At 61.7% G+C, this 21,512-nt stretch carries 17 protein-coding genes and 1 pseudogene; 12 read left to right on the forward strand and 6 right to left on the reverse strand.

The window, feature by feature from the left end; genetic code table 11:
• Window positions 1–220: 220 nt before the first annotated feature.
• The 3 genes and pseudogenes from V6M87_RS19485 to V6M87_RS19495 form a co-directional block, all read left to right on the forward strand.
• A pseudogene (locus tag V6M87_RS19485) lies at window positions 221–436 on the forward strand (DDE-type integrase/transposase/recombinase); the annotation flags it as partial.
• 120 nt (window positions 437–556) lie between these two features.
• The gene (locus V6M87_RS19490) at window positions 557–946 is read left to right on the forward strand and encodes a group II truncated hemoglobin (protein WP_332878315.1); all 390 of its coding nucleotides are present in this window, start codon (window positions 557–559) and stop codon (window positions 944–946) included.
• Window positions 946–2,268 (forward strand): DNA recombination protein RmuC, encoded by a 1,323-nt coding sequence (locus tag V6M87_RS19495; RefSeq protein ID WP_332878316.1) that lies wholly within the window; start codon window positions 946–948, stop codon window positions 2,266–2,268. Before V6M87_RS19490 ends, V6M87_RS19495 begins: the two co-directional genes overlap by 1 nt.
• An 84-nt stretch (window positions 2,269–2,352) precedes the next feature.
• Here V6M87_RS19495 and moeA read toward each other — a convergent pair whose 3' ends face one another.
• The 3 genes from moeA to V6M87_RS19510 form a co-directional block, all read right to left on the reverse strand.
• The gene (gene moeA / locus V6M87_RS19500; RefSeq protein ID WP_332878317.1) at window positions 2,353–4,200 is read right to left on the reverse strand and encodes a molybdopterin molybdotransferase MoeA; all 1,848 of its coding nucleotides are present in this window, start codon (window positions 4,198–4,200) and stop codon (window positions 2,353–2,355) included.
• Window positions 4,201–4,217: 17 nt separating this feature from the next.
• On the reverse strand, window positions 4,218–5,327 hold the full coding sequence (moaA, locus tag V6M87_RS19505) for a GTP 3',8-cyclase MoaA (RefSeq protein WP_332878318.1): 1,110 nt from the start codon (window positions 5,325–5,327) through the stop codon (window positions 4,218–4,220).
• 110 nt (window positions 5,328–5,437) lie between these two features.
• Entirely contained in the window at window positions 5,438–8,446 is a 3,009-nt protein-coding gene (locus tag V6M87_RS19510) for an Rne/Rng family ribonuclease (RefSeq protein WP_332878319.1), read from the reverse strand.
• Window positions 8,447–9,110: 664 nt separating this feature from the next.
• On the opposite strand from V6M87_RS19510, the gene V6M87_RS19515 reads away from it, so the two are divergent.
• From V6M87_RS19515 to V6M87_RS19530, 4 genes are all read left to right on the forward strand, one after another.
• The gene (locus tag V6M87_RS19515) at window positions 9,111–10,091 is read left to right on the forward strand and encodes an RluA family pseudouridine synthase (protein ID WP_332878382.1); all 981 of its coding nucleotides are present in this window, start codon (window positions 9,111–9,113) and stop codon (window positions 10,089–10,091) included.
• 65 nt (window positions 10,092–10,156) lie between these two features.
• Window positions 10,157–10,816, forward strand: coding sequence for an HAD-IA family hydrolase (locus tag V6M87_RS19520; RefSeq protein WP_332878320.1), 660 nt, complete (start codon window positions 10,157–10,159; stop codon window positions 10,814–10,816).
• Window positions 10,813–11,184: a Rieske (2Fe-2S) protein gene (locus V6M87_RS19525; protein ID WP_332878321.1), complete on the forward strand. Its 372-nt coding sequence runs from the start codon at window positions 10,813–10,815 to the stop codon at window positions 11,182–11,184. Before V6M87_RS19520 ends, V6M87_RS19525 begins: the two co-directional genes overlap by 4 nt.
• Window positions 11,185–11,192: 8 nt before the next feature.
• Complete coding sequence (locus V6M87_RS19530; protein ID WP_332878322.1) at window positions 11,193–12,194, forward strand: S49 family peptidase; 1,002 nt, start codon at window positions 11,193–11,195, stop codon at window positions 12,192–12,194.
• Window positions 12,195–12,445: 251 nt separating this feature from the next.
• Here V6M87_RS19530 and V6M87_RS19535 read toward each other — a convergent pair whose 3' ends face one another.
• On the reverse strand, window positions 12,446–12,796 hold the full coding sequence (locus V6M87_RS19535) for a hypothetical protein (protein ID WP_332878323.1): 351 nt from the start codon (window positions 12,794–12,796) through the stop codon (window positions 12,446–12,448).
• Window positions 12,797–12,994: 198 nt separating this feature from the next.
• Here V6M87_RS19535 and V6M87_RS19540 point away from each other — a divergent pair, with 198 nt between their 5' ends.
• From V6M87_RS19540 to V6M87_RS19550, 3 genes are all read left to right on the forward strand, one after another.
• Window positions 12,995–13,714, forward strand: a complete 720-nt coding sequence (locus V6M87_RS19540; RefSeq protein WP_332878324.1) for a pseudouridine synthase — start codon at window positions 12,995–12,997, stop codon at window positions 13,712–13,714.
• Window positions 13,711–14,694: a fumarylacetoacetate hydrolase family protein gene (locus V6M87_RS19545; protein ID WP_332878325.1), complete on the forward strand. Its 984-nt coding sequence runs from the start codon at window positions 13,711–13,713 to the stop codon at window positions 14,692–14,694. The genes V6M87_RS19540 and V6M87_RS19545 overlap by 4 nt, the downstream gene beginning before the upstream one ends.
• Before the next feature lie 103 nt (window positions 14,695–14,797).
• Window positions 14,798–15,220 carry a hypothetical protein gene (locus V6M87_RS19550; RefSeq protein ID WP_332878326.1) on the forward strand — a complete coding sequence of 141 codons (423 nt, stop codon included), beginning with the start codon at window positions 14,798–14,800 and terminating at the stop codon, window positions 15,218–15,220.
• Window positions 15,221–15,228: 8 nt separating this feature from the next.
• On the opposite strand, the gene V6M87_RS19555 is transcribed toward V6M87_RS19550, so the two are convergent.
• Window positions 15,229–15,918, reverse strand: a complete 690-nt coding sequence (locus V6M87_RS19555; protein WP_332878327.1) for a pentapeptide repeat-containing protein — start codon at window positions 15,916–15,918, stop codon at window positions 15,229–15,231.
• Window positions 15,919–16,136: 218 nt separating this feature from the next.
• On the reverse strand, window positions 16,137–17,270 hold the full coding sequence (locus V6M87_RS19560) for a hypothetical protein (RefSeq protein WP_332878328.1): 1,134 nt from the start codon (window positions 17,268–17,270) through the stop codon (window positions 16,137–16,139).
• A 490-nt stretch (window positions 17,271–17,760) separates the two neighbouring features.
• On the opposite strand from V6M87_RS19560, the gene V6M87_RS19565 reads away from it, so the two are divergent.
• Both V6M87_RS19565 and V6M87_RS19570 read left to right on the forward strand, forming a co-directional pair.
• The gene (locus V6M87_RS19565; protein ID WP_332878329.1) at window positions 17,761–18,909 is read left to right on the forward strand and encodes an MraY family glycosyltransferase; all 1,149 of its coding nucleotides are present in this window, start codon (window positions 17,761–17,763) and stop codon (window positions 18,907–18,909) included.
• A gap of 305 nt (window positions 18,910–19,214) precedes the next feature.
• Window positions 19,215–21,476 (forward strand): SLBB domain-containing protein, encoded by a 2,262-nt coding sequence (locus tag V6M87_RS19570; protein WP_332878330.1) that lies wholly within the window; start codon window positions 19,215–19,217, stop codon window positions 21,474–21,476.
• The last annotated feature ends 36 nt before the right edge of the window (window positions 21,477–21,512 follow it).

The following is a 21,512-nucleotide window of genomic DNA, read 5'->3' on the forward strand; positions in this document are numbered from 1 at the left end:
CGTGGGAAATGATGGTTGGTTACAACAGTAGTCAGACAGAGGGAATGGTTCTGTCGCATTAGCGAACGCCTGCGGGCCGGTCGAGGAAACTACGGTTCCCGAATCCAGGACGAATCAACATGGTTAACTTCAAAGGTGTGCGTTTTCCGATCGACGATTCATCGATCAACCTGTGGGCGATTCGTTTCCCGCCGCGAAGCGCTTCTTCGACAAGGCCATATATCTCAACAACATCGTTGAACAGGGTTACCGCGCCATTAGGCGGGTGGCCAGGCCGATGCTAAATTTCAAATCATTTCGCGCCGCCGGTTCCGTTCTCGCCGGCATTGAGCTGGCCCACATGATCCGCAAAGGCCAGTTCGCGATTGACGGCGCGGATGCGATGTGGGTCGCAGACGAATTTTCTACGCTGGCAGGAATGGTCCGTCCAGTCTGAGCGGGACAATGCTCTTCCAGGGAAATTCCGCCGTTAATCATCAACCCGACAGAGCCGCCAGTCATGCAGCGCAGTCCTGCCATGGATCCCCGCCTTCGCGGGGACGAGGTATCATGCCGCATGCCTGACACTCCCACCCTGTACGACACCATCGGCGGCGCTGCGCGCCTGCGTGAACTGGTCGACCGCTTTTACGACATCATGCAGCTGGAAGCTGACTTCGCCGGTATCCACGCCATGCACCCGGTCCCCAACGACAGCTCGCGCGACAAGCTTTTCATGTTCCTGTCCGGCTGGATGGGTGGCCCCGATTTATATATCGAAGCATTCGGCCACCCGCGCCTGCGCGCGCGCCACCTGCCGTATGCGATCGGCACCAAAGAACGCGACCAGTGGCTGCACGCGATGGCGCAAGCGACCGGCGAAGTGGGCATGGACGAGGCGTTAAGACTGCGCCTGATGCAGTCGTTCTATGAAACCGCCGACTGGATGCGCAACAAGGCCGACTGATGACCGACTCCCATTTCTATCTGCTCATCGGCGCGGTCCTGGTCGTGATCGTCCTGCAGGCGCTGGCCCTGCTGCGCGCACGCACGGGGGCCAACTCCGCCGCTGCCTTCGACCATCTCGAGCGCGAACTGCGGCGCGAGATGCAGCTTGGTGCCCAGACTGCGCGCCAGGATACTGCCGCCAGCCTGGCCCAGTACCACGCCGCCACCGTCGGCCACCTCGACGCCATGCGCAAGCAGATTGGCGAGAACGCAGCCGTCGGCCGCGACGAGCAGGCGCGTAGTTTGAAGCGCGTGGCCGATTCGCTGAACCAGGCCCTGGCCACGATGACCGAATCGAACGCCCAGCGCATGCTGGAAGTGCGCGCCACGCTCGAACACAAGATCCGCGACCTGCAGCTTGATAATGGCCAGCGCCTCGAAGAGATGCGCAAGACCGTCGACGAAAAGCTGCATGCGACCCTGGAGACGCGCCTGTCCGAATCGTTCAAGCAGGTGTCGGAGCGACTCGAGCGCGTGCACCAGGGGCTGGGCGAAATGCAGCAGCTGGCCATTGGCGTCGGTGACCTGAAGCGGGTGCTCACCAACGTCAAGACGCGCGGCACCTGGGGCGAGGTGCAGCTGGAGATGTTGCTGGAGCAGGTACTCACTGTCGACCAGTACGGCAAGAACGTCGAGACGGTGGCCGGCACCAACGCCCGCGTCGAATTTGCCATCAAGCTGCCTGGGCAGCTTGATGGGGGCAAGCCGGTGTGGCTGCCGATCGACGCCAAGTTCCCGAAAGAGCAGTACGAGCGCCTGCTCGACGCAGCCGACCGTGCCGACGCCGAGGGCGTGATCAAATTCGGCGCCGAGCTGGAACGGGCCGTGCGCAGCGAGGCCAAAACCATCTGCGAAAAATATGTCTCGCCGCCGCAGACCACCGATTTCGCGATCCTGTTCCTGCCGACGGAGGGTTTATATGCAGAAGTCATGCGCCGTCCGGGCCTGGCCGACGATCTGCAGCGCACCCTGCGCGTGACGATTGCCGGGCCGTCGACCTTGTCGGCGATCCTGAACAGCCTGCAGATGGGTTTCAGGACGCTGGCGCTGGAAAAGCGCTCGTCCGAAGTGTGGCAGGTGCTCGGTGCGGTCAAAACGGAATTCGGCAAGTTCGGCGACGTGCTGGCCGCGACCAAGATGACGCTCGAGCGGGCAGCGAAAAACATCGAGAACGCCGAAGTGCGCAGTCGTCAGATGGCGCGCAAACTCAAATCAGTTGAAGCGTTGCCGAGCGAGGCGGCGCAGTTGATGCTGGGGGCTGCGGATGATGCGGCGGAATAGGTCAATTCCTGCGTCTTAAAGACCGTCCCGGGATGACGGTTTTGAGGGTAGTGGTGATAAAAAGCTTCGTGCGATTGCTGACTGCTAAACCAGCCCTTCAAACGGCAAAATATCCACAATTGCGCCCGCGGCCACATTGCCCGTTTCTTCATGCAGCACGACGATGCAGTTCGCCTGTGTCATCGAACTCAACATGCCCGAACCCTGCGCGCCGGTCAGGCGCACCTCGGTCCTGCCGCTGGCGTTGAGCGAAAAGATGCCGCGCTGGTATTCGGTGCGGCCGGCTTTCTTGCGGATTGGCGCGCTGGAGATCGCCTGCAGCAGCGGCGGCACGACGGCGGCCGCACCCATCATCTGCAGCAGCGCCGCGCGCGCAAAAAAGTAGAACGAGACCATTACGGCCACCGGATTACCGGGCAGCCCGAACAGAAAGGCGCTACGGCCGTTCGAGGCGATCTTGCCGAAGGCGAGCGGGCGGCCCGGGCGCATGCCGATCTTCCAGAATGTGACGTCGCCCAGGCGCGCCATGATCTCGCGCGTGTAATCGGCCGCGCCCACCGAGACGCCGCCGGAGGTGATGATCGCGTCGGCGTTCTCGCAGGCCGCGCGCAACGCGGCCTCCAATGCAGCCGGATCGTCGCGCACCACGCCCATGTCGAGGATGTCGCAGCCGAGGCGCTCGAGCATGCCATAGATGGTGTAGCGGTTGCTGTCGTAGACGCAGCCGGCGTCGAGCGCTTCGCCGACCGAGCGCAGTTCGTCGCCGGTCGAAAAAAACGCCACGCGCAGGCGCCGCTGCACGGAGACCTCGGCAATGCCGAGCGAGGCGATCAGGCCCAGGTCGGCCGGACGGACGATCCTGCCGCGCGCGAGCGCTGCACCGCCACGTGCCAGGTCTTCGCCGGCGAAGCGGCGGTTGTCGCCCGCGCCGATGACGCCGGGCGCGAGGCGCACCGTGGCGCCGTCGACCGTCACGCATTCCTGCGGCGCGACCGTGTCGCAACCGGTGGGCATGACCGCGCCGGTCATGATGCGGATGCACTGGCCCGGCGCCACGGCGCCAGCGTACGGCCGCCCGGCGAATGCGGTGCCGGTGACGGTCAGCGTGGTGACGGCATCGGGCAGCAGGTCGGCGCCGCGCAGCGCGTAGCCATCCATCGCCGAGTTGTCATGCGCCGGCACGTCGATCGGCGAGATGATATCGGCGGCCAGCACGCGGCCCAGGGCCGCCCGCAGCGCCACGCGTTCGACCGCATTGACCGGTGTGACGAAGCGTTTGATCAGCTGCTGGGCGTCGCGAACCGCCAGCGCCTCGGGGTCATACGACGCCAAACAGCTGGCAACGTCGCGCATGCTGGTCGCTTCATGCACGCGCAGCTCCTCGAGGGTATTGATATTGCGAAACGCGTCGCTGTCGGCGAACACCACTTCGGCGACGTTCGCGTCGCCATACCAGGCGCCCATCTTGCGGCCACCGCCGGCAAGGTAGGCTTGCAGCACCGGCAGCAGACTGGTCTTGACGAGGCAGAACACGGGCTGGCGCTGGCCGTCGGCGCTGACGGCGATGGCGATGTCCGCATCCTGTGCGGTCAAGCCGGCCAGCAGCCGTTCGGCCAGGTCGAGCGGCAGGAACGGCGAATCGCACGGCGCGGTCAATAGCAACGGTGCGGCGCAGCAGCGCATGCCCGCTTCCAGTCCGGCCAGCGGGCCGGCGAAATCGCCGGTCGCGTCGGGCCAGACCGGCACGCCGAGCGCGGCGTAGGTGTCGAGGTTGCGGTTGGCGCTGATTGCCAGGCGCTTGACCTGGGGCGCGAGGCGCGCCATGACGGCCGCCACCATGGCCTCGCCGCGAAACGGTTGCAAGCCCTTGTCCACGTGGCCCATGCGTGTGGCGCGCCCGCCGGCCAGGATCAGTCCATCCATAGTTTGCATAAGCGTCGGCATCAAATTCAGCCGCCGATGTACGACATTTCCACCTTGCGCACACCCGGCACCAGGCCGTCGGTGTTAATGGTGCGGGTTTCGGAGTAGCGGTCGGCGCGTTTGTGCCAGACGCCGGCAATCGCGTTCGACAGTTCGGCATCGCTGCGGCCGTCGCGCATCAGCGCGCGCAGGTCGTGCCCGCGCGAGGCGAACAGGCAGGTGTACAGTTTGCCTTCGGTCGACAGGCGCGCGCGCGAACAATCGGCGCAGAAGGCCTGCGTGACGCTGGAGATGACGCCGATTTCGCCGCTGCCGTCGGCATAGCGCCAGCGCGCGGCGGTTTCACCGACGTAATTCGGATCGATGGGTTCGAGCGCCATTTCGGCGCCGATCCGTTCGACCACTTCGCCGGACGACACCACCTCCATCATGTTCCAGCCGTTCGATGCGCCGACGTCCATGTACTCGATGAAACGCAGCACATACGGCGTGTTCCTGAAATGGCGCGCCATCGGCAGGATCTGGTCGTCGTTGACGCCGCGCTTGACCACCATATTCACCTTGATCGGCCCGAGGCCGGCGGCATGGGCCGCATCGATACCCTCGAGCACGTCGGCGACGGAAAAATCGACGTCGTTCATGCTGCGGAAGGTGGCATCGTCCATTGCATCGAGCGAGACGGTGACGCGGTCCAGGCCAGCGTCTTTCAGCACTTGCGCCTTGCGCGCCAGCAGGGAGCCGTTGGTGGTCAGTGTCAGGTCGAGCGGGCGGCCGCTCGCGGTCGGCAGCGCGCGCAGCATGGAGACAAGTTCTTCGAGGTTTTTGCGCAGCAGCGGCTCGCCCCCGGTCAGGCGGATTTTCTCGACGCCGTGGGCGATAAAGATGCGCGCCATGCGGGTGATTTCCTCGAACGACAGCAGGGCTGCATGCGGCAAATACGCGTAATCCTTGTCGAACACTTCCTTCGGCATGCAATACACACAACGGAAATTGCAGCGGTCGGTCACGGAAATGCGCAGGTCTTGCAGCGGACGGGCGAGCGCGTCGGCCAGCCGGCCGTCGGGCAGCGCCAGCAGGGCAGGGACAGCAGGAATGCGCGAGCGTGCGTCGCTGAGCATGATGATTTTTTCGGCCATCCGATACGATAGCACGGAGGGCGAATCAGCACAGGAAGCGACCCCGGCCGGCACATAAAAAAGGGACGCACGCGGCGTCCCTTTTTAGTCGCTCAGGCAATCACTTGGGCTTATTGACGCGTATCGACCTGGATCAGCGGCTCGTCCGCTTGCGGCGGCAAGGGCTTGCGCGTGCGCGGCACGCGCACTGGCGGGGCGACCTGTTCGGCTGCAGCGCGGGCGGCGCGCAGTTTTTCCGGGTCGGTGGCCGCCAGGGTCAGGCCGGCCGAATCGAGCAATTGGCCCAGGTCGGCAACCGGCGCGGGTGCGACCGGCGCTGGCGCTACCGGGAACTGCACCGGCGCCGCTTCGACTGCTGCGACGACTACTGGTTCAGGCGCCGCCACCGGGAATTCCACCGGCTTGACAGCCAGGCGCTCGGCTTCGGCAGCATGCACATGGGCTGCGGTTTCGGCAACCTGGGCCGCCACCGATGCGGTGGTCGGGAACAGGAATGCCGCTGGCGCTTCTGCGACCGGCGCAGGCTTGACTGGCTCGGCGACAGGTGCAACTTCCACCACAGCTTCGGCCGCGGCCACTGCCTCGACATGCTTGGATGCCATCGACGCGGACGTCGGGAACGCCCACGCTTCCGGTACCGGCTTCACGGCCGGGATAACCACCTCGACCGGTGCTTTTGGTGCGCGGCTCTGCTCTTTGGCCGCTTCGTCGGCGACCGGCATGAAGGCCGGTTCGGCGCCTTCGGCCTGGCCGTTTTCGTCGCCTTCCATGCCTTCGCGGTCACGGCGGTTACGGTTGCGACCACCACGGCGGCGGCGGCGGCGCGGCTCGTCGCCTTCGTCGAGTTCTTCACCATTCGGGCCCAGCGACGTGACGGTCTTGGTCACTTCGATGTGCTCTTCCTGCAAGCCGTCCGGGCCATTCGTCACGACGGTAACAGCCTGCGACGACACGGTCTGGATCAGTGCGATTTCTTCAGGCTTGCCTTCGACCGGCGCTGCGCGTTCGACCCGCTCAGGACGTTCGCCACGTTCTTTCGGTGCCCGTGGCTGGCGTTCCGGACGCTCGCCGCGCTCAGGACGCTCGGCGCGCGCGACGACTGGTGCTGCCGGATCGACTGGTTCGCGCGGCGGACGCGGTGGCCGTGGCGGACGGGCCGGTTTGGCTTCCATATCGGCCGCGGCGCTGTTCGCCGGTTTCACGGCATCGTCGAACACCGGCTTGATGGCCGGGTCGCGCGGCTCGCGTGGTTCGCGCTCGGGCTTGCCATTGCGGCCGGTGCGGGCGCGCGGACCGCGGTTGTTGGCGCTGTTGCGTTCACCGGCAGTGACGACCGGCGGCGGGGCAGCAGGGCGGACCGGGGCGGCGGCCGGGGCAGGCGCCGCTGCTGGTTTGCCAAAGAAGAAATTGCGCACCTTGTCCATGAAGGTTTCCGGCGCTGGCGCTGGCAGCGCGGCTGGCGCTGGTGCCGGTGCAGGTTTCACGGCCTCGGTACGGTCGACCACGGGCGCAGGCTGGGCCGGCGTGATGGTTTTGACCATGGCTTCCTGGCGCGGCTTGGCATCTTCCTTCTGGCGCTTGCTGTAAGCCATGTCAGTTTCCGCCGACTCGGCCAGCGTGTAGCTGGCCTGGCTTTCCTCCAGGCGCGGATCGTCGTGCTTGATGCGCTCGAGCTTGTAGTGCGGCGTATCGAGGTGTTTGTTTGGCACCAGGATCACGGAAATGCGGTGGCGGTTCTCGATTTTGAGTACTTCGCCGCGCTTTTCATTCAACAGGAAGGCAGCCACATCGACCGGCACCTGGACGTGGATGGTGGCCGAATTCTCTTTCATCGCCTCTTCCTGGATGATGCGCAGGACTTGCAGGGCGGACGACTCGGTATCGCGGATGTGGCCGGTGCCGGAGCAGCGCGGGCAGGTCACGTGCGAACCTTCCGACAACGACGGACGCAGGCGCTGACGCGACAGCTCCATCAGGCCGAAGCGGGAAATCTTGCCCATTTGAACACGGGCGCGGTCATGGTGCAGCGCGTCTTTCAGGCGGGTTTCGACTTCGCGCTGGTTTTTTGCCACTTCCATGTCGATGAAGTCGATGACGATCAGGCCGCCGAGGTCGCGCAAGCGCAACTGGCGCGCCACTTCTTCGGCCGCTTCGCAGTTGGTGTTGAAGGCGGTCGTTTCGATGTCGGAACCGCGCGTGGCGCGCGCCGAGTTGACGTCGACCGAGACCAGTGCTTCGGTGTGGTCGATGACGATCGCGCCGCCGGACGGCAGGGGCACGGTGCGCGAGTACGCCGTTTCAATCTGGTGTTCAATTTGAAAACGCGAAAACAGCGGCACATCGTCACTGTAGCGTTTTACGCGGTGCACCATGTCGGGCATCACGTGGCTCATGAACTGGTGGGCCTGGTCGTAGATCTCGTCGGTGTCGATCAGGATCTCGCCGATGTCCGGCTGGAAGTAGTCGCGGATGGCGCGGATGACCAGCGACGATTCCTGGTAGATCAGGAAGGCGCCGGTGGCCGACTTGCCGGCCCCTTCGATGGCGCGCCACAGTTGCATCAGGTAATTCAAGTCCCACTGCAATTCTTCGACATTGCGGCCGATGCCAGCGGTGCGGGCGATCACCGACATGCCTTGGGGCAAGTCGAGTTTGTCCATGGTTTCGCGCAGTTCCTGGCGCTCTTCACCTTCGACGCGGCGCGATACGCCGCCGCCGCGCGGGTTGTTCGGCATCAACACCAGGTAACGGCCGGCCAGCGAGACGAACGAGGTCAGGGCGGCGCCTTTGTTGCCGCGCTCTTCCTTTTCGACCTGGACCATGATTTCCTGGCCTTCGCGCAGGGCTTCCTTGATCGACGCGGTGCGCACGTCGACGCCTTCGCGGAAATAAGTGCGCGCAACTTCTTTAAATGGGAGGAAACCGTGGCGATCTTCGCCGTAGGAGACGAAGCAGGCTTCGAGCGATGGCTCGATGCGGGTGATCACGCCTTTGTAGATATTCGACTTGCGCTGTTCGCGCCCGGCCGATTCGATATCGATGTCGATCAGTTTCTGACCGTCCACGATGGCGACGCGCAGCTCTTCTTGCTGCGTCGCGTTAAACAACATACGTTTCATTTTTATTGGCTCCACGGCCCCGCAGGGCCGCTCAAGGCCGCCTTGTCAGGACGGCCGGTACATGAAAGCACGCGGGGGAGCAGAACGTTGGAGGGGGTATGCCCGAATGTGCCGTGCACGCCACGGTGAACTGGGCGGTGCGCGGCAGGGCGCTTGAGAGGTCGATCGACATGCCGAGCGCACGCATCAGCCGGTAACCGGTGCCGCAGGAAGGGCACGAAGATTAACGCGGCGAGGTGCAACAACCAGCCAGACCTATGTGAACAGCGAACACACCAAGACTTCGATTCCCAGGCGATTGACTCTGCCTTTACTCGCTAGCCTTCAGGATGAGGCTTACATCGGGTCGGGCGAAACGGCAAGCGTTATCGACGCCATCAACCGGCGAGCCGATGGCGGCTTGCCGGTACTTATCCTTAATAATCCAAACTATCCAGTCCTTCATGCCAGCGCGACAATCCGATTACAACAACGGTGCAACCTTGACGCGCGCAGGAATGTGCGTACACGTTTTTCCATCGAATTCGCAATTTGGCAGGGCCGATGGAGACGCCCATGTGTAAAATATCGTTTTAATTCTTACACAGCAGAGGTTTGACCACCGCCGGTCGATTATATATTCAAAATGAAGGACTTAGACAGAATTTCTGGGAAGACAAAGGAAATGAAGAAGCAAAGCGATGTGGCCCCACCTTCATCACCGGCACTGCAAGCCCAGTTCATCACCATCCACGAAGAAGACGCCGGACAGCGCATCGATAACTACCTGCTGCGAATCTGCAAAGGCGTGCCAAAAAGCCACGTTTATCGCATTTTGCGGTCGGGCGAAGTGCGCGTCAATAAAGGCCGTATCGACCAGTTGTATCGCCTGCAGGATGGCGACATGGTACGTATTCCACCAATCCGCATTGCCGAGAAAGAATCGACGGCGCATGTGCCGGGTGCGGAATTCGCGATTATTCACGAAGACAGCCATTTACTGGTCATCGACAAACCGTGTGGCACCGCCGTGCACGGCGGTTCCGGTGTCTCATATGGCGTGATCGAACAATTGCGCGCCTCGCGCCCGGACGCCAAGTTCCTGGAACTGGTGCACCGGCTCGACCGTGAAACCTCGGGCTTGCTGCTATTGGCGAAAAAACGCTCTGCGCTGACCAATCTGCACGAGCAGATGCGTGATGGCCTGACCGACAAGCGCTATCTGACGATGGTGGCGGGCGAATGGAAGAATGCGCGCCAGCACATCAAGCTGCCGCTGCACAAGTACACGACGGCGGAAGGCGAGCGCCGCGTGGTTGTGCAAACCGGCGGGATGGAATCGCACACCGTGTTCAGTTTATTGCGCAAGTGGCCGAACTTTGCCTTGCTGGAAGCGGAACTGAAAACCGGGCGCACACACCAGATTCGCGTTCATCTGTCATCGTCTGGCTTTCCCATTCTTGGCGACGACAAGTACGGCGATTTTGCGCTCAACCGCCAGCTGTTAAAGGCTGATGCTGGTCGTGGTGCCTTGAAACGGATGTTTCTGCACGCCCATCAGATTACGTTTACCCATCCGGAATCCGGCAAGCCCATGACACTGAATGCAACATTGCCACCGGAATGCGAACGTTTCTTGGTAAGCTTGGGCAAACCACAGGGCTGAATTTCATCCGAATCCCGGCCCCTTACTTATTCAGGAGCGCCGGTCGTCACAAGCGACCGGCAGACATGCCAAGAAAGCAATTTGATCTCATCGTCTTCGATTGGGACGGTACGCTGATGAACAGCACCGCAACGATCGTCAAATGCATCCAGTCCGCCGCGAAAGACGTCGGCTTGACGCCGCCCACCGATGCCGCTGCCTCGCACGTCATTGGCCTGGGCCTGGCCGAAGCCATGCAGCACATCATGCCCGACATCGAGCCGGGGCAATACCAGCGCATGGTTGAGCGCTACCGCTACCATTTCATGACCGATGTGCATGAACTGGTGCTGTTTGACGGCGTGCGCGCCATGCTGGCCGAACTGAAACAGGAAGGTTATTTCCTGGCCGTGGCGACAGGAATGGGCCGTGTCGGCCTGAACCGTTCGCTGAATGCAACCGGCTTGCTGTCTGTGTTCGATGCCACCCGTTGCGCAGACGAGACATTTTCCAAGCCGCATCCTGCAATGTTGCAAGAACTGACCAGGGAACTCGGCCAGGACCTGCGCCGTACCGTTATGATCGGCGACACGACGCATGACCTGCAAATGGCCATGAATGCGGGCGCCGGTGGCATCGCCGTCGAGTACGGCGCACATCCGGTGGCCCAGCTGGAAACCTGCAACTCCCTGTTTTCGGCGCAGAACGTCGCGCAACTGCGGGACTGGTTGCGCGACAACGCATGAGCGCGCCGGAGGTACTGGTGTGCAGCACCGACGACGTGCAGGACGGTGGCCCCGGGGTGCGCTTTGCGGTGCTGGCGTTCGGTAGCGCCGCCACCGCCTTCGTGGTGCGGCACCACGGACAGGCGCGCGCCTACCTGAATCGTTGCGCCCATGTTCCGATCGAACTGGACTGGGAAAAGGGCACCTTTTTCGAGTCCAGCGGCCTGTATCTGATGTGCCAGACGCACGGCGCGATTTATGCGCCCGACACGGGCGCCTGTGTCGGCGGACCCTGCCGCGGCGGGCGTTTGCGTGCGATCGCCGTGCGCGAAGAAGCGGGCAAGATTTTTTGGCAGCCGGACCAGCAGATCCAGGCGCCGACAACCTAAAGTGAGCTATGACGGACGAGACCAGCACCAACTATCCTGACAACAGCCGTTTGGCCCAGTCGCCCACGGTCGGCAACTGGGAACGCGAAACGCTGGAAAAACTGGTCTTTGCCACCATCAAGGAAAAGAAGGCGGCGCGCCACTGGAGCATATTCTTCAAGCTGTCGTTCCTGGTGCTGGCCTTTTTCTGCCTGTGGGCGTTCTTCGATTTCAACTTCAGCGGTTCGGACGACGATATCCTGGCGCGCCACACGGCGCTCATCGAAATCAACGGCGAAATTGACTCGGAAGGCAGCGGCTCGGCCGACACCGTCCTGCCGGCGCTGAACAAGGCGTTTGCCGACAGCGGTTCGGCGGCGGTCATCCTGCGCATCAACAGCCCCGGCGGCAGCCCGGTCCAGGCCGGCATCATCGTCGATGAAATCCTGCGCCTGAAAAAAGGCTATCCAAAGAAACCTTTATATGTGGTCGTCGATGAAATCTGCGCGTCGGGTGGCTATTACATTGCGGCGGCGGCGGACAATATTTATGTCAACAAGGCGAGCATCGTCGGTTCGGTGGGCGTGCTGATGGATGGCTTCGGCTTTACCGGCACCATGGAAAAGCTGGGCGTGGAGCGGCGCTTGCTGACAGCCGGCGAAAACAAGGGTTTCCTCGATCCGTTCAGCCCGCAGTCGGCCAAGCACAAGGCCCATGCGCAGGAAATGCTGGACGAAATCCACAGCCAGTTCATTTCGGTCGTGCGCGCCGGGCGCGGCAAGCGCCTGAAGGAAACGCCGGAAACCTTCTCCGGCCTGTACTGGACCGGCGCGCGCGCCGTCGAGATGGGCCTGGCCGATGGCTACGGCACCGTCGACACGGTGGCGCGCGATATCGTCAAGGCCGAAGACATCATCGATTACACGACCCACGAAGGATTGCCCGAGCGCGTGCTGAAGAAATTTGGCGCCTCGGTGGGCGGCGGCGCCGTGAAGGCTGTGTCTGGCACGGCCCTGCCGCGCGTGCGCTGAGCTACGCCCGCTGAGCGGGGGCCGCTGAGCGGGCGCAACAAACCCCTTGTAAATTGGCGTGGCCGGCGTATATTAAAAGTGTAGTCTGCAACAAAAGGAGAAGTTTATCGTCGTTTCCTGCTGGTCCCGATGCTGTGCCTAAATTGCGCCTGCGCCGCGAAGTTGCATGCGGCTTTCGAGAGAATTTTCATTCCTCATATGTTCTTCCCGCAGTACGAACGACGGCAACGCGCCGTCGTTTTGCTTTTGTGTCAGTCAAGATCGCTGGACGATGGCGCATCGGTATGTGCCGGCGCAGCGTCATCGTCCCACACGCCACCGCGCGCGATCCAGGCGAAAAAATGGTCCTGTTGGCGTGCATAGAAGGCGGCGCGGAACGGCGGCGCATCTGCGCCGTTTTCCGGTAAGGCGACGGTATTGGCGCTGGTCCAGCGTGCCATTGCCAGCCGCGTGGCCAGCAGTGCAACTTGCTCCTGAATAATGACGGCGCGCAAGGCGGGTTGGTAGAGCAGGGTACGGGCGTCGAAAATGGCGCAGTTGCCGGCATGGGACGGCGGGCTGGGGGCATGGCTCGATGGTGCAGACGGTGAGACCTTGTACATGGTTGTCCTCGTGATACGGTTGTGTTGTCCTAATGCACCCGGGATTATTCGCTGAGTTGGTTAGGCCGATTCCTACTGAAGTTTCAGTCTATCAATTAGGAATAATCCGAGCCTTGATTTGGCGCAAACGAGATTCTGCACTGTGCGGCCTCCACCACACCTTGTTGGGCACAAACGCCTTCTGTTACAGTCTCGCGCATGAGCAAATTATCCCTTGACCGCATCCTGCAATCGCAGGGTTTTGGCACGCGCAAATACTGCCGCGCCCTGATTGAAGACGGCGACGTCATCATCGATGGCGCCCCCGCCACCAACTACAAAACCACTTACGAGACAGATGGCCTGGTGCTGACCGTGTTCGACGAAGAGTGGATCTATCGCGCGCATTTGTACCTGGCGCTGTACAAGCCGGCCAACTTCGAATGTTCGCGCAAACCGAGTCACCATCCCGGTGTGTTGACCTTGCTTCCCGAGCAATTTACCTGGCGCGAAGTGCAGCCGGTCGGCCGCCTGGACCACGATACCACCGGCTTGTTGCTGATGAGCGACGACGGCCCCTTCATCCACGCCCAGTCATCGCCCAAGCGCCACGTGCCGAAGATTTACCAGGCCACCACCGAACAGCCGATCACCGACGCGCTGGTCGCCGAACTATTAAAAGGCGTGCAACTGCATGACGAGCCGGCGCCGCTGGCGGCGGTCTCGTGCATCGCGCGTGGTGACCATCAGCTGGAAATCGTGCTAGAGCAGGGCAAATATCACCAGGTCAAGCGCATGCTGGCTGCGGCCGGCAACCATTGCAGCGCGCTGCACCGCTCGGCCATCGGCGGCCTGACGCTCGAGGCGCTCGGAATTGCCGAAGGCGAATGGTGCTATCTGACTGACGAGCAACTGGCCTTGCTGGCGCCCAGCGCATGAAGCTGGCCACGCTGCGCGACGGCAGCCGCGACGGCCAGTTGATGGTGGTCGCGCGCGACCTGAAAACGGCCCAACTGGCCGACGGCATTGCGCCGACGCTGCAGGCGGCGCTGGACGACTGGGCCTTCATCGCGCCCCAGCTGGAAGACTTGTCCAGTTTGCTCAACGCCGGCCGCGCCGGGCGCAGCTTCGACTTCGATCCCGCCCAGTGCATGGCGCCGCTGCCGCGCGCCTGCCAATGGGTCGACGCTTCAGCCTACGTCAACCACGTCGAGCTGGTGCGGCGTGCCCGTGGCGTTGAAATGCCTGCATCGTTCTGGGAAGAGCCGCTGATGTACCAGGGCGGCAGCGACGATTTTCTGGGCGCCATGGATGATATCGTGCTGGCGCACGAAGAGTGGGGCATTGATTTCGAGGCGGAAGTGGCCGTCATCACGGGCGATGTGCGGATGGGCGCGACGCCGGACCAGGCGCTGGCGCAGGTGCGCCTGGTGACGCTGGTAAATGATGTTTCGCTGCGCAATTTGATTCCGGCCGAGCTGGCCAAGGGCTTCGGCTTCCTGCAATCGAAACCGGCCACCGCCTTTGCGCCGGTGGCGGTCACGCCGGACGAGCTGGGCGAGGCCTGGCGCCAGGCGAAGCTGCATTTGCCGCTGCGCTCGACGTGGAATGGCGCGCTGGTCGGGCAGCCGCAGGCGGGCGAGGACATGGTGTTCAATTTCGCGCAGTTGATCGCGCACCTGTGCAAGACGCGCAATGCGCGCGCCGGCACGGTGGTCGGTTCCGGGACGGTGTCGAACAAGGACCCGAAACGCGGCTATTCCTGCATTGCGGAGAAGCGTAGCCTGGAGACGATTGCGGGCGCGGAGCCAGTCACCGAATTCATGCGCTTTGGCGACACGATCCGGATCGAGATGCTCGACAAGGCCGGCAAGAGCGTGTTCGGGGCGATCGAGCAGACCATCAAACGGCTGGGCTAGCTTTGGGCATCTGATAAAACGGTAGTTGTCGTTCGGAATTTCAGCAGCAATTTGCGGGATGTCTCGTTTAGACTTGCCTTTCACCAGCAAACGGACTCTGCCCGTGCACATACAACGCATCCATTTCGATAAAGTGTTCGACGTCCAGCAGCAGCTCGGCATGTTCAGTTTTGCCAGCGCCGGCGCAGTGACCTACAGCGTGCACCTGCCCTGCAAGGTGATTCCCCAGGAAGGCGAAACCTGGGCCGTTGCCTTCGGGCAGCCCGGCGATTGGTCCACCTTGCTGGGATGGCGTGACCTGGGCGCCCAGCGCACCACGCTGAACCATCGCCTGCGCCACGTGATCGTCGATCTTGCCTGGGGCGGGTACTGGGTTGCCGTGCCCATTGTGGCGTTGAGTATTTACGTCGGCGGTCCCTGGGCCGCCGGTGCGGTGGCGCTGGCGGCGCTGTGCGGCGGCGCGTGGCTGATGCGCCACGTGGTGCGCCGCAACCGGCTGGTGCGCGCCGCGCTGCGCAAGACCTGAAGCCGCGCTTACGCCACCAGCATCCCCATGCTCACCGCCAGCATGGCTGCCTGCTCCTGCGAAATGGTGGCCCGCCGGAAGCTTGCAACCTGGTCAACCGTCATGGACCCAAGCGTCACCTGGCGCAAATCTGCCCCTTCAAATTTCGCTTGCCGCAGATTCGCTTCGGCCAGGCTGCCGCCCTGAAAAATCGCTTCGCGGAAATCGCAGCCAGCCAGGTCGGCGCTGGAAAAATCGATGCCCACCAAGGTTTGCTTGCGAAACCCCACACCGCGCAGATCGGCGCCTACCAGCAGGCTGTCGCGCAATGACAGGCCGAGCGTGCGCACGTCGGAGAACGTCGCGCCGGTCAATTTGACGCCATCGAAGGCGCTCGATGCCAGCAGGGAGCGGTTCCAGTTGGTGTTGTTCAGGTCGCAGGCATTGAAACGGCTGTCGGTCAGGTCGGCCAGCCCGAAATCGGCACGGCCCATGCGGCACGATTGCCAGCGCGTCTCGCTCAGTTGTGCGCGCGCGAACGAGGTGCCAGCGGCGCTGCAGCGGATGAAGACACAGTCGCGCAGGTCGAGGCGCGACAGGTCGGCGTCGTCAAAATCGCAGCGCTCGAAGGTGAGGGCGGCAGTGCGGCCGGCCAGCAAGGTTTCCAAGTCGGCGCGCGCCAGGGTTTGATCGGAAATGGGTAGTGCAAGGTCTGGCATGTCGGTCCCGTGAAAAGAGAGCGCACGCCGGCTGGACCGGAACGCACGCGCGACCAGCCCAGCTGCGCGTGCAGTGAACTGTCTGGATCCGCATGGGTGGAGAGTGGCGCGCTGTTGTGACTGCTGCTCGTGCCGGCTGGGCTAACCATCCAGCCTGCCCTCGTTCTGACTGCGCCGATTTTATGCGCTTGGCCCGAGCGATGTCAACGGCGGCAGGCCTACTGAAAGGGCTGGGCCGCGCGCAGATCGAGTTCGACCGGTGCCGTGATCCGGCGCAGCGCGTCGGCCTGCAGCAAGGTGCCGTCCGGGGCATGCAGCCGGTACCACAGCACCGCCGCGCCCGCGACGCGCAATTTCTCTCCCGTGAACAAGCCATTCTTGATGAGGGTGACGCCTTCCAGGCGCAGGTCCACGTCGAGCAGCAGTGCATCCTGGGTCCTGGCCGCGTAGGCGAGGAAACGGGCGGCGTTGAACAGTGGGCTTTTGTCGCCGGTTTCCCCCGTCTTGAGGGATTCGATGAAGGCGTCGACTGTCTTCAGGAACGCGTTGGCATTGACCACACTGCTTGCCAGCAGGCGTTTTTCGGCACCTTTGGCGGCGTCGGCAAGCGTATCGGCGATGGCGATCTGGTTGGCATATTCGCCGCGCAGGCCAGCGAGCGCGCGCACCCGTGCCATCAGCGCGCCATGTGTGCGTGTGTCGAGTTCGCCAAGGTAGCCGGTACCGAGTCCTGCAATACGCTGCGGGCACGCCTTGAACAGGGCGCTGCCGAACAGGGCGCGTGCACCGTCGCCAAACGCCACGCCAGTGAGCGTGATGTCGCTTTTAAAGAGTGCTGCAATATCGGCCGCGGTTTTAATTGTCGCGGGAATCGCGGCCAGCGGAACCATTGCCAGCGGCGCGCGTGCGCCCGCTGGCGGGCTGTGTTGTTCGATCAGTTGCTGTAGTTGGCGATGCTGGCGGGTCAGTTGTTCGGTGATGTGCAAGATACCATCGTCAACGCTGCGGGCGGCCACGATGCCCTGGCTGCTGGCCGGGTCGTAAAGTGCCACGGCCCCCAGCGGCGGCAACGCAGCGCACAGTTCCCGCGCCAGCTCGCCGGCCAGGTCGACCGACTTCATCAGCGCGACCACACCGGCGTGGCTGGTATCGACGCTGCCGGCCAGTGCCTTGCTGGTGGTTGGCGGCAGCCGTGCCAGCCATTCGGCGCGCTCGGCTTCCGCCAGCGCGCGGCGCAGTTCGGCTTCGCGCAGCGCCACCGTAGCGTCGCTGTCGGGTGCGGCGGCGTACCCGGGTAACGCTATAAAAAGTGGCAACAGGAAAAGCAAAACGTGGATGCGCACTGCCGGCATGGTCGCCTCCTGAATGCAATCAAGCGTCCAGTTTTAATCTTTATCCTACGGAAATATTGTTATTCATCAAGCTCATGCAAGTCATCGAAATAGCGGCCGGTCATGGCGCGCAATAACAACGATTTAGGAGCGCGTACAAATTATTACAACTTTGTCACATTTGAAGCAATCTGCCGGCTCACTGTCACGGGCTTGCCATCCAGTCCACGAGTAGCATGGAATTTTGCGTAAAAAGAGCGGCGTTTCGAAGGTTTTGCCTCAAATATTGGCTATTTCGCACCTGCTTTAATTGAATGTGGCATCGCATTCTTGGCAAACAATTAACGCGTTCCGAAGAGGCTTAAAAAACCCGTCTTGTAGAATAGAAAACAGCTGAAATTTGCTCGATAAGAAACTTTTCTTTCAGTGGCGCGCTGTAGTGAGCGCATGCCCGATCGGTCATCGGCTTCATGCTGTGATTACTGAATAAGAATCAGAAGGAAATCCACACATGCAGTTGAACGCATTGTTAGAAATCGGCGCCGCGGCAGCGTTGGTCAGTTTTGTCGTCAGCCTGCTCATCGTCCAATCGCAAAAGTGGCATGGCTTCATTTCAAACGATCATGACTTGACTGGTGTGCAGAAGGTTCATGGGCTTGCCGTTCCCCGCATTGGCGGCCTGGCAGTCGTCAGCGGCGTGGTGGTGGGCGTGCTCTCCCATGTATTGATGTTTCCGGGCGACGTCTCTGCAACGTCCCTGAACGCCGTCTTGTTGTTGGCCGTGTGCGGCATGCCAGCCTTTGTTTCCGGCATGGCCGAAGACTTCACCAAGCGCATCTCGGTCCGCATCCGCTTATTGGCGACGTTCGCCAGCGCGCTGCTGGCCAGCGCCGTGCTGGGTGCCACGGTCAGCGAACTGGACATCTGGGGCGTCGACAATCTGTTGCAGATGACACCGATTGCCGTCCTGGTGACGGCGTTGGTCGTTGCCGGCGGCGCCAACGCGGTCAATATCATCGACGGCTTCAACGGCCTGGCCGCATCGGTCATCATCATCATGGCCCTGGCGATCGGAGTGCTCGCTTTTCAGCACAACGACCCATTGGTTGCCACCTTGGGTGTCCTGGGCGCCGGTAGCGCAGCCGGCTTCCTGTTAGTCAATTTCCCGCGTGGTAAATTATTCCTCGGTGATGGCGGCGCCTATTTCCTTGGCTTCTGGATCGCCGAGGGCGCCGTGCTTCTGCTGGTGCGCAACGCCAGCGTCAACGCGTGGCAGGTGTTGTCGATCTGCGCCTATCCCGTCATCGAAGTGTTATTCAGTATGTATCGCCGCCGCGTCATCCAGCAGGTCAGTCCGGGTGCCCCTGATCGCCTGCACCTGCACACGCTGGTGTATCGACGCGTGGTGCGCAAGCTGATCAAAGTGGAGCCGCCGCAAGCGTGGCTGCAGAATGCGACCACTGCTGGCGTGATCGTGCCGTGGGTGGCCGTGATGGCGCTGGTCAGCGTGCTGGTCGGCCAGTCGATTGTGTTATCGATGGGATTGGTGCTCTTGCAGATCGTATTCTACATCGCCATCTACCGCCGCCTGGCGCGTGGACGCTGGATTGGCAGCACGCCTGTGGTGATCGAGGTTACGATCGGTACCGAGGCGCTGTGACGGTACAAGCCTGCGCGGCTCGTCGTGATAGCGCGGCCTTCGTCAGGATCGCCAATATGCTGGACGCATATATGGAGCGCCGAGTCAAGTAGTTCCGGCAAATTTGATGCCAGGGCAACGGCATTCTGGACAATCGGTGTCCTCTGAATGTCCACTAAATAGCATTTTGCTATTTTAGTGGCTAATGATCTGCGGTAACATAGCGTGCTTAGACCATACGCATCCCGCTGTTCATCTTTCAAATACACAGTTTAATGTCAAAATTTCACTCTTGTCTCATCGCCGTTTCTCTGGCGTCAGCATCCATGTCCTCAATGGCGCAGAACATTCAGGCCAGCAAGAACGATATGTTCGGGCAGGAGTCCGTGGCGGATGTGCCCGCGGCAGCGGCGCCAAAACGCGTCAGCATCACCAATTCGCCAGCTGCAGAAACTGAGAAGGTGATACAGAGCGACACCGACGGTGCGCCGCGCCAGCGCGTGGCCAATGAAGCGGTGCGCAGTGCCCGCGCTTCCACCCCAAGTGAATTTCAGAAATTCGTGGCGGACAGTACGGGCACAACGTTGCCGATTTTCGGTGCCGAATTTTTCACCAACGCGCCTTCGACTTTTTCACCAGTCGCCAATGCACCGGTGGTGGCCGACTACGCGTTGGGGCCGGGCGATGAATTGATGATTCGCGGCTGGGGCAGCATCGATATCGATTACCGCGCCACGATCGACCGGAACGGCCTGATTTCGATTCCGACTGTCGGTTCGGTCGCCCTTGCCGGTGTGCGGGCAGGCGATGCCGAGGGCGTCATTCGCAATGCGGTGGCGCGTCTTTACAAAGGCGTCACAGTCAACGTCAATTTTGGCCGCCTGCGCTCGATCACCGTGTATGTGGTGGGCCAGGCCAGCCGTCCCGGTACCTACAATGTGTCGAGCCTGTCGACGCTCGTCACGGCGCTGTTTGCCAGTGGCGGTCCGAACGCCAACGGCAGCATGCGTCATGTACAAATCAAGCGCGGCGGCAAAGTCGCCGTCGAGCTGGACTTGTATTCGTTCATCGGCAAGGGCGACAAGTCGGCCGACATGAAGTTGCAGGACGGCGACACGATTTTCATCCCGACCGCTGTGGGCCACGTGGCGCTGGTCGGCAAGGTGAATACGCCAGCGATCTATGAGCTGAAAAGCAACACAGATACCATCGAATCGTTGCTCGATTATGCTGGCGGGACGCCTGTAGTGGCTGATGCGCGCCGCGCCTTCCTCGAGCGCATCGACGCGACCCGCAGCCAGCCGCGCAGTGTAGAACAATTCGCGCTGAACGGCGAAGGCCTGAAACGAACGCTGAAAGATGGGGATGTCCTGAACGTCACGTCGATCACGCCAGATTTCTCGAACGCGGTGGTGTTGCGCGGTAATGTCGACCAGGCAGTGCGCGCACCATTTAAACCGGGCATGCGCGTCAGCGACCTGATTCCGAATCGCCAATATCTCCTCACGCGTAATTCGATCAAGCGTCAGAACGGCGTAGTCAATGCAGGTGACGAGCGCGAAACGAATGAAACCGCAGGCAATATCGCATCGCGTATTGGTGGCCTCGTCGATGAAGTCAACTGGGACTACGCGGTCGTCGAGCGCATCAATCGCGCTGACCTCAGCGTGAGCCTCGTGCCATTCAATCTCGGTAATGTTTTTACCAATCCAGCCGGCCCGGACAATGTTCAGCTGCAGCCTGGCGATACGGTGACGATTTTCTCGCAACAGGATGTTGCCGTTCCGATGGACAAGCGGCGAATTTTTGTGCGCGTTGAAGGAGAAGTCAACGTGCCTGGGGTGTATCAAATGACCGCAGGTGAGAATCTTCAGTCGCTGTTGGCAAAGGCCGGTGGCCCAACAAATAATGCTTATCTTTTCGGCACAGCATTTTATCGCGAAGAAGTACGCAGGCAGCAGGAAGTCAATCTTCAGAAAGCGGCGAACCGTTTGGAGAGCCAGGCAGCAGCGGAGCGGACGAGTTCCGCTGCGAACGCTCGTTCAACTGCCGACGCGCAGTTGTTGGAAGCGCGCCGGCAGGCAGAACTGGTTGCTGCCAGCCAGGCAATTGCCCGGGTTCGCCAGTTGAAGCCTACCGGCCGCATCGCCTTTGGTCTCGACCCACACGACAATCGTTTCGCTGTGCTGCCACAGCTCAAGCTGGAAAATGGTGACCGCCTGGTCGTGCCAGCGCAGCAAGAGTTCATTAGTGTGTTTGGTGCTGTCAATGCTGAATCTTCCCCACTGTGGCGAGCGAACAGCCGGGTCAGCGATTACCTCAAGATTTCTGGGCTGACATCCGAGGCAGATGAAGAAAACATCTTCATTCTGCGCGTCGATGGTAGTGTTATCTCGCGCAATTCACGCAGCTGGTACTCGGGTGGCTTTGGCGGCACCGAAGTCATGCCAGGCGATAGCATTGTAGTGCCTGAGAAATTTGACAAAGAGACCCGCTGGTCCAAGTTCATGGCAGGCACGCGTGAATGGGCGCAGATTTTTGCAAACTTTGGCCTGGGCGCCGCATCGATCAAGGTGTTGAAACAATAATGGGCTCTGCGATGGCCGAATTCCACTCATATCTAT

Origin of the sequence: Massilia sp. S19_KUP03_FR1 (genome assembly GCF_036688685.1) — a bacterium.
Classification (GTDB): Bacteria; Pseudomonadota; Gammaproteobacteria; order Burkholderiales; family Burkholderiaceae_D; genus JALYUM01.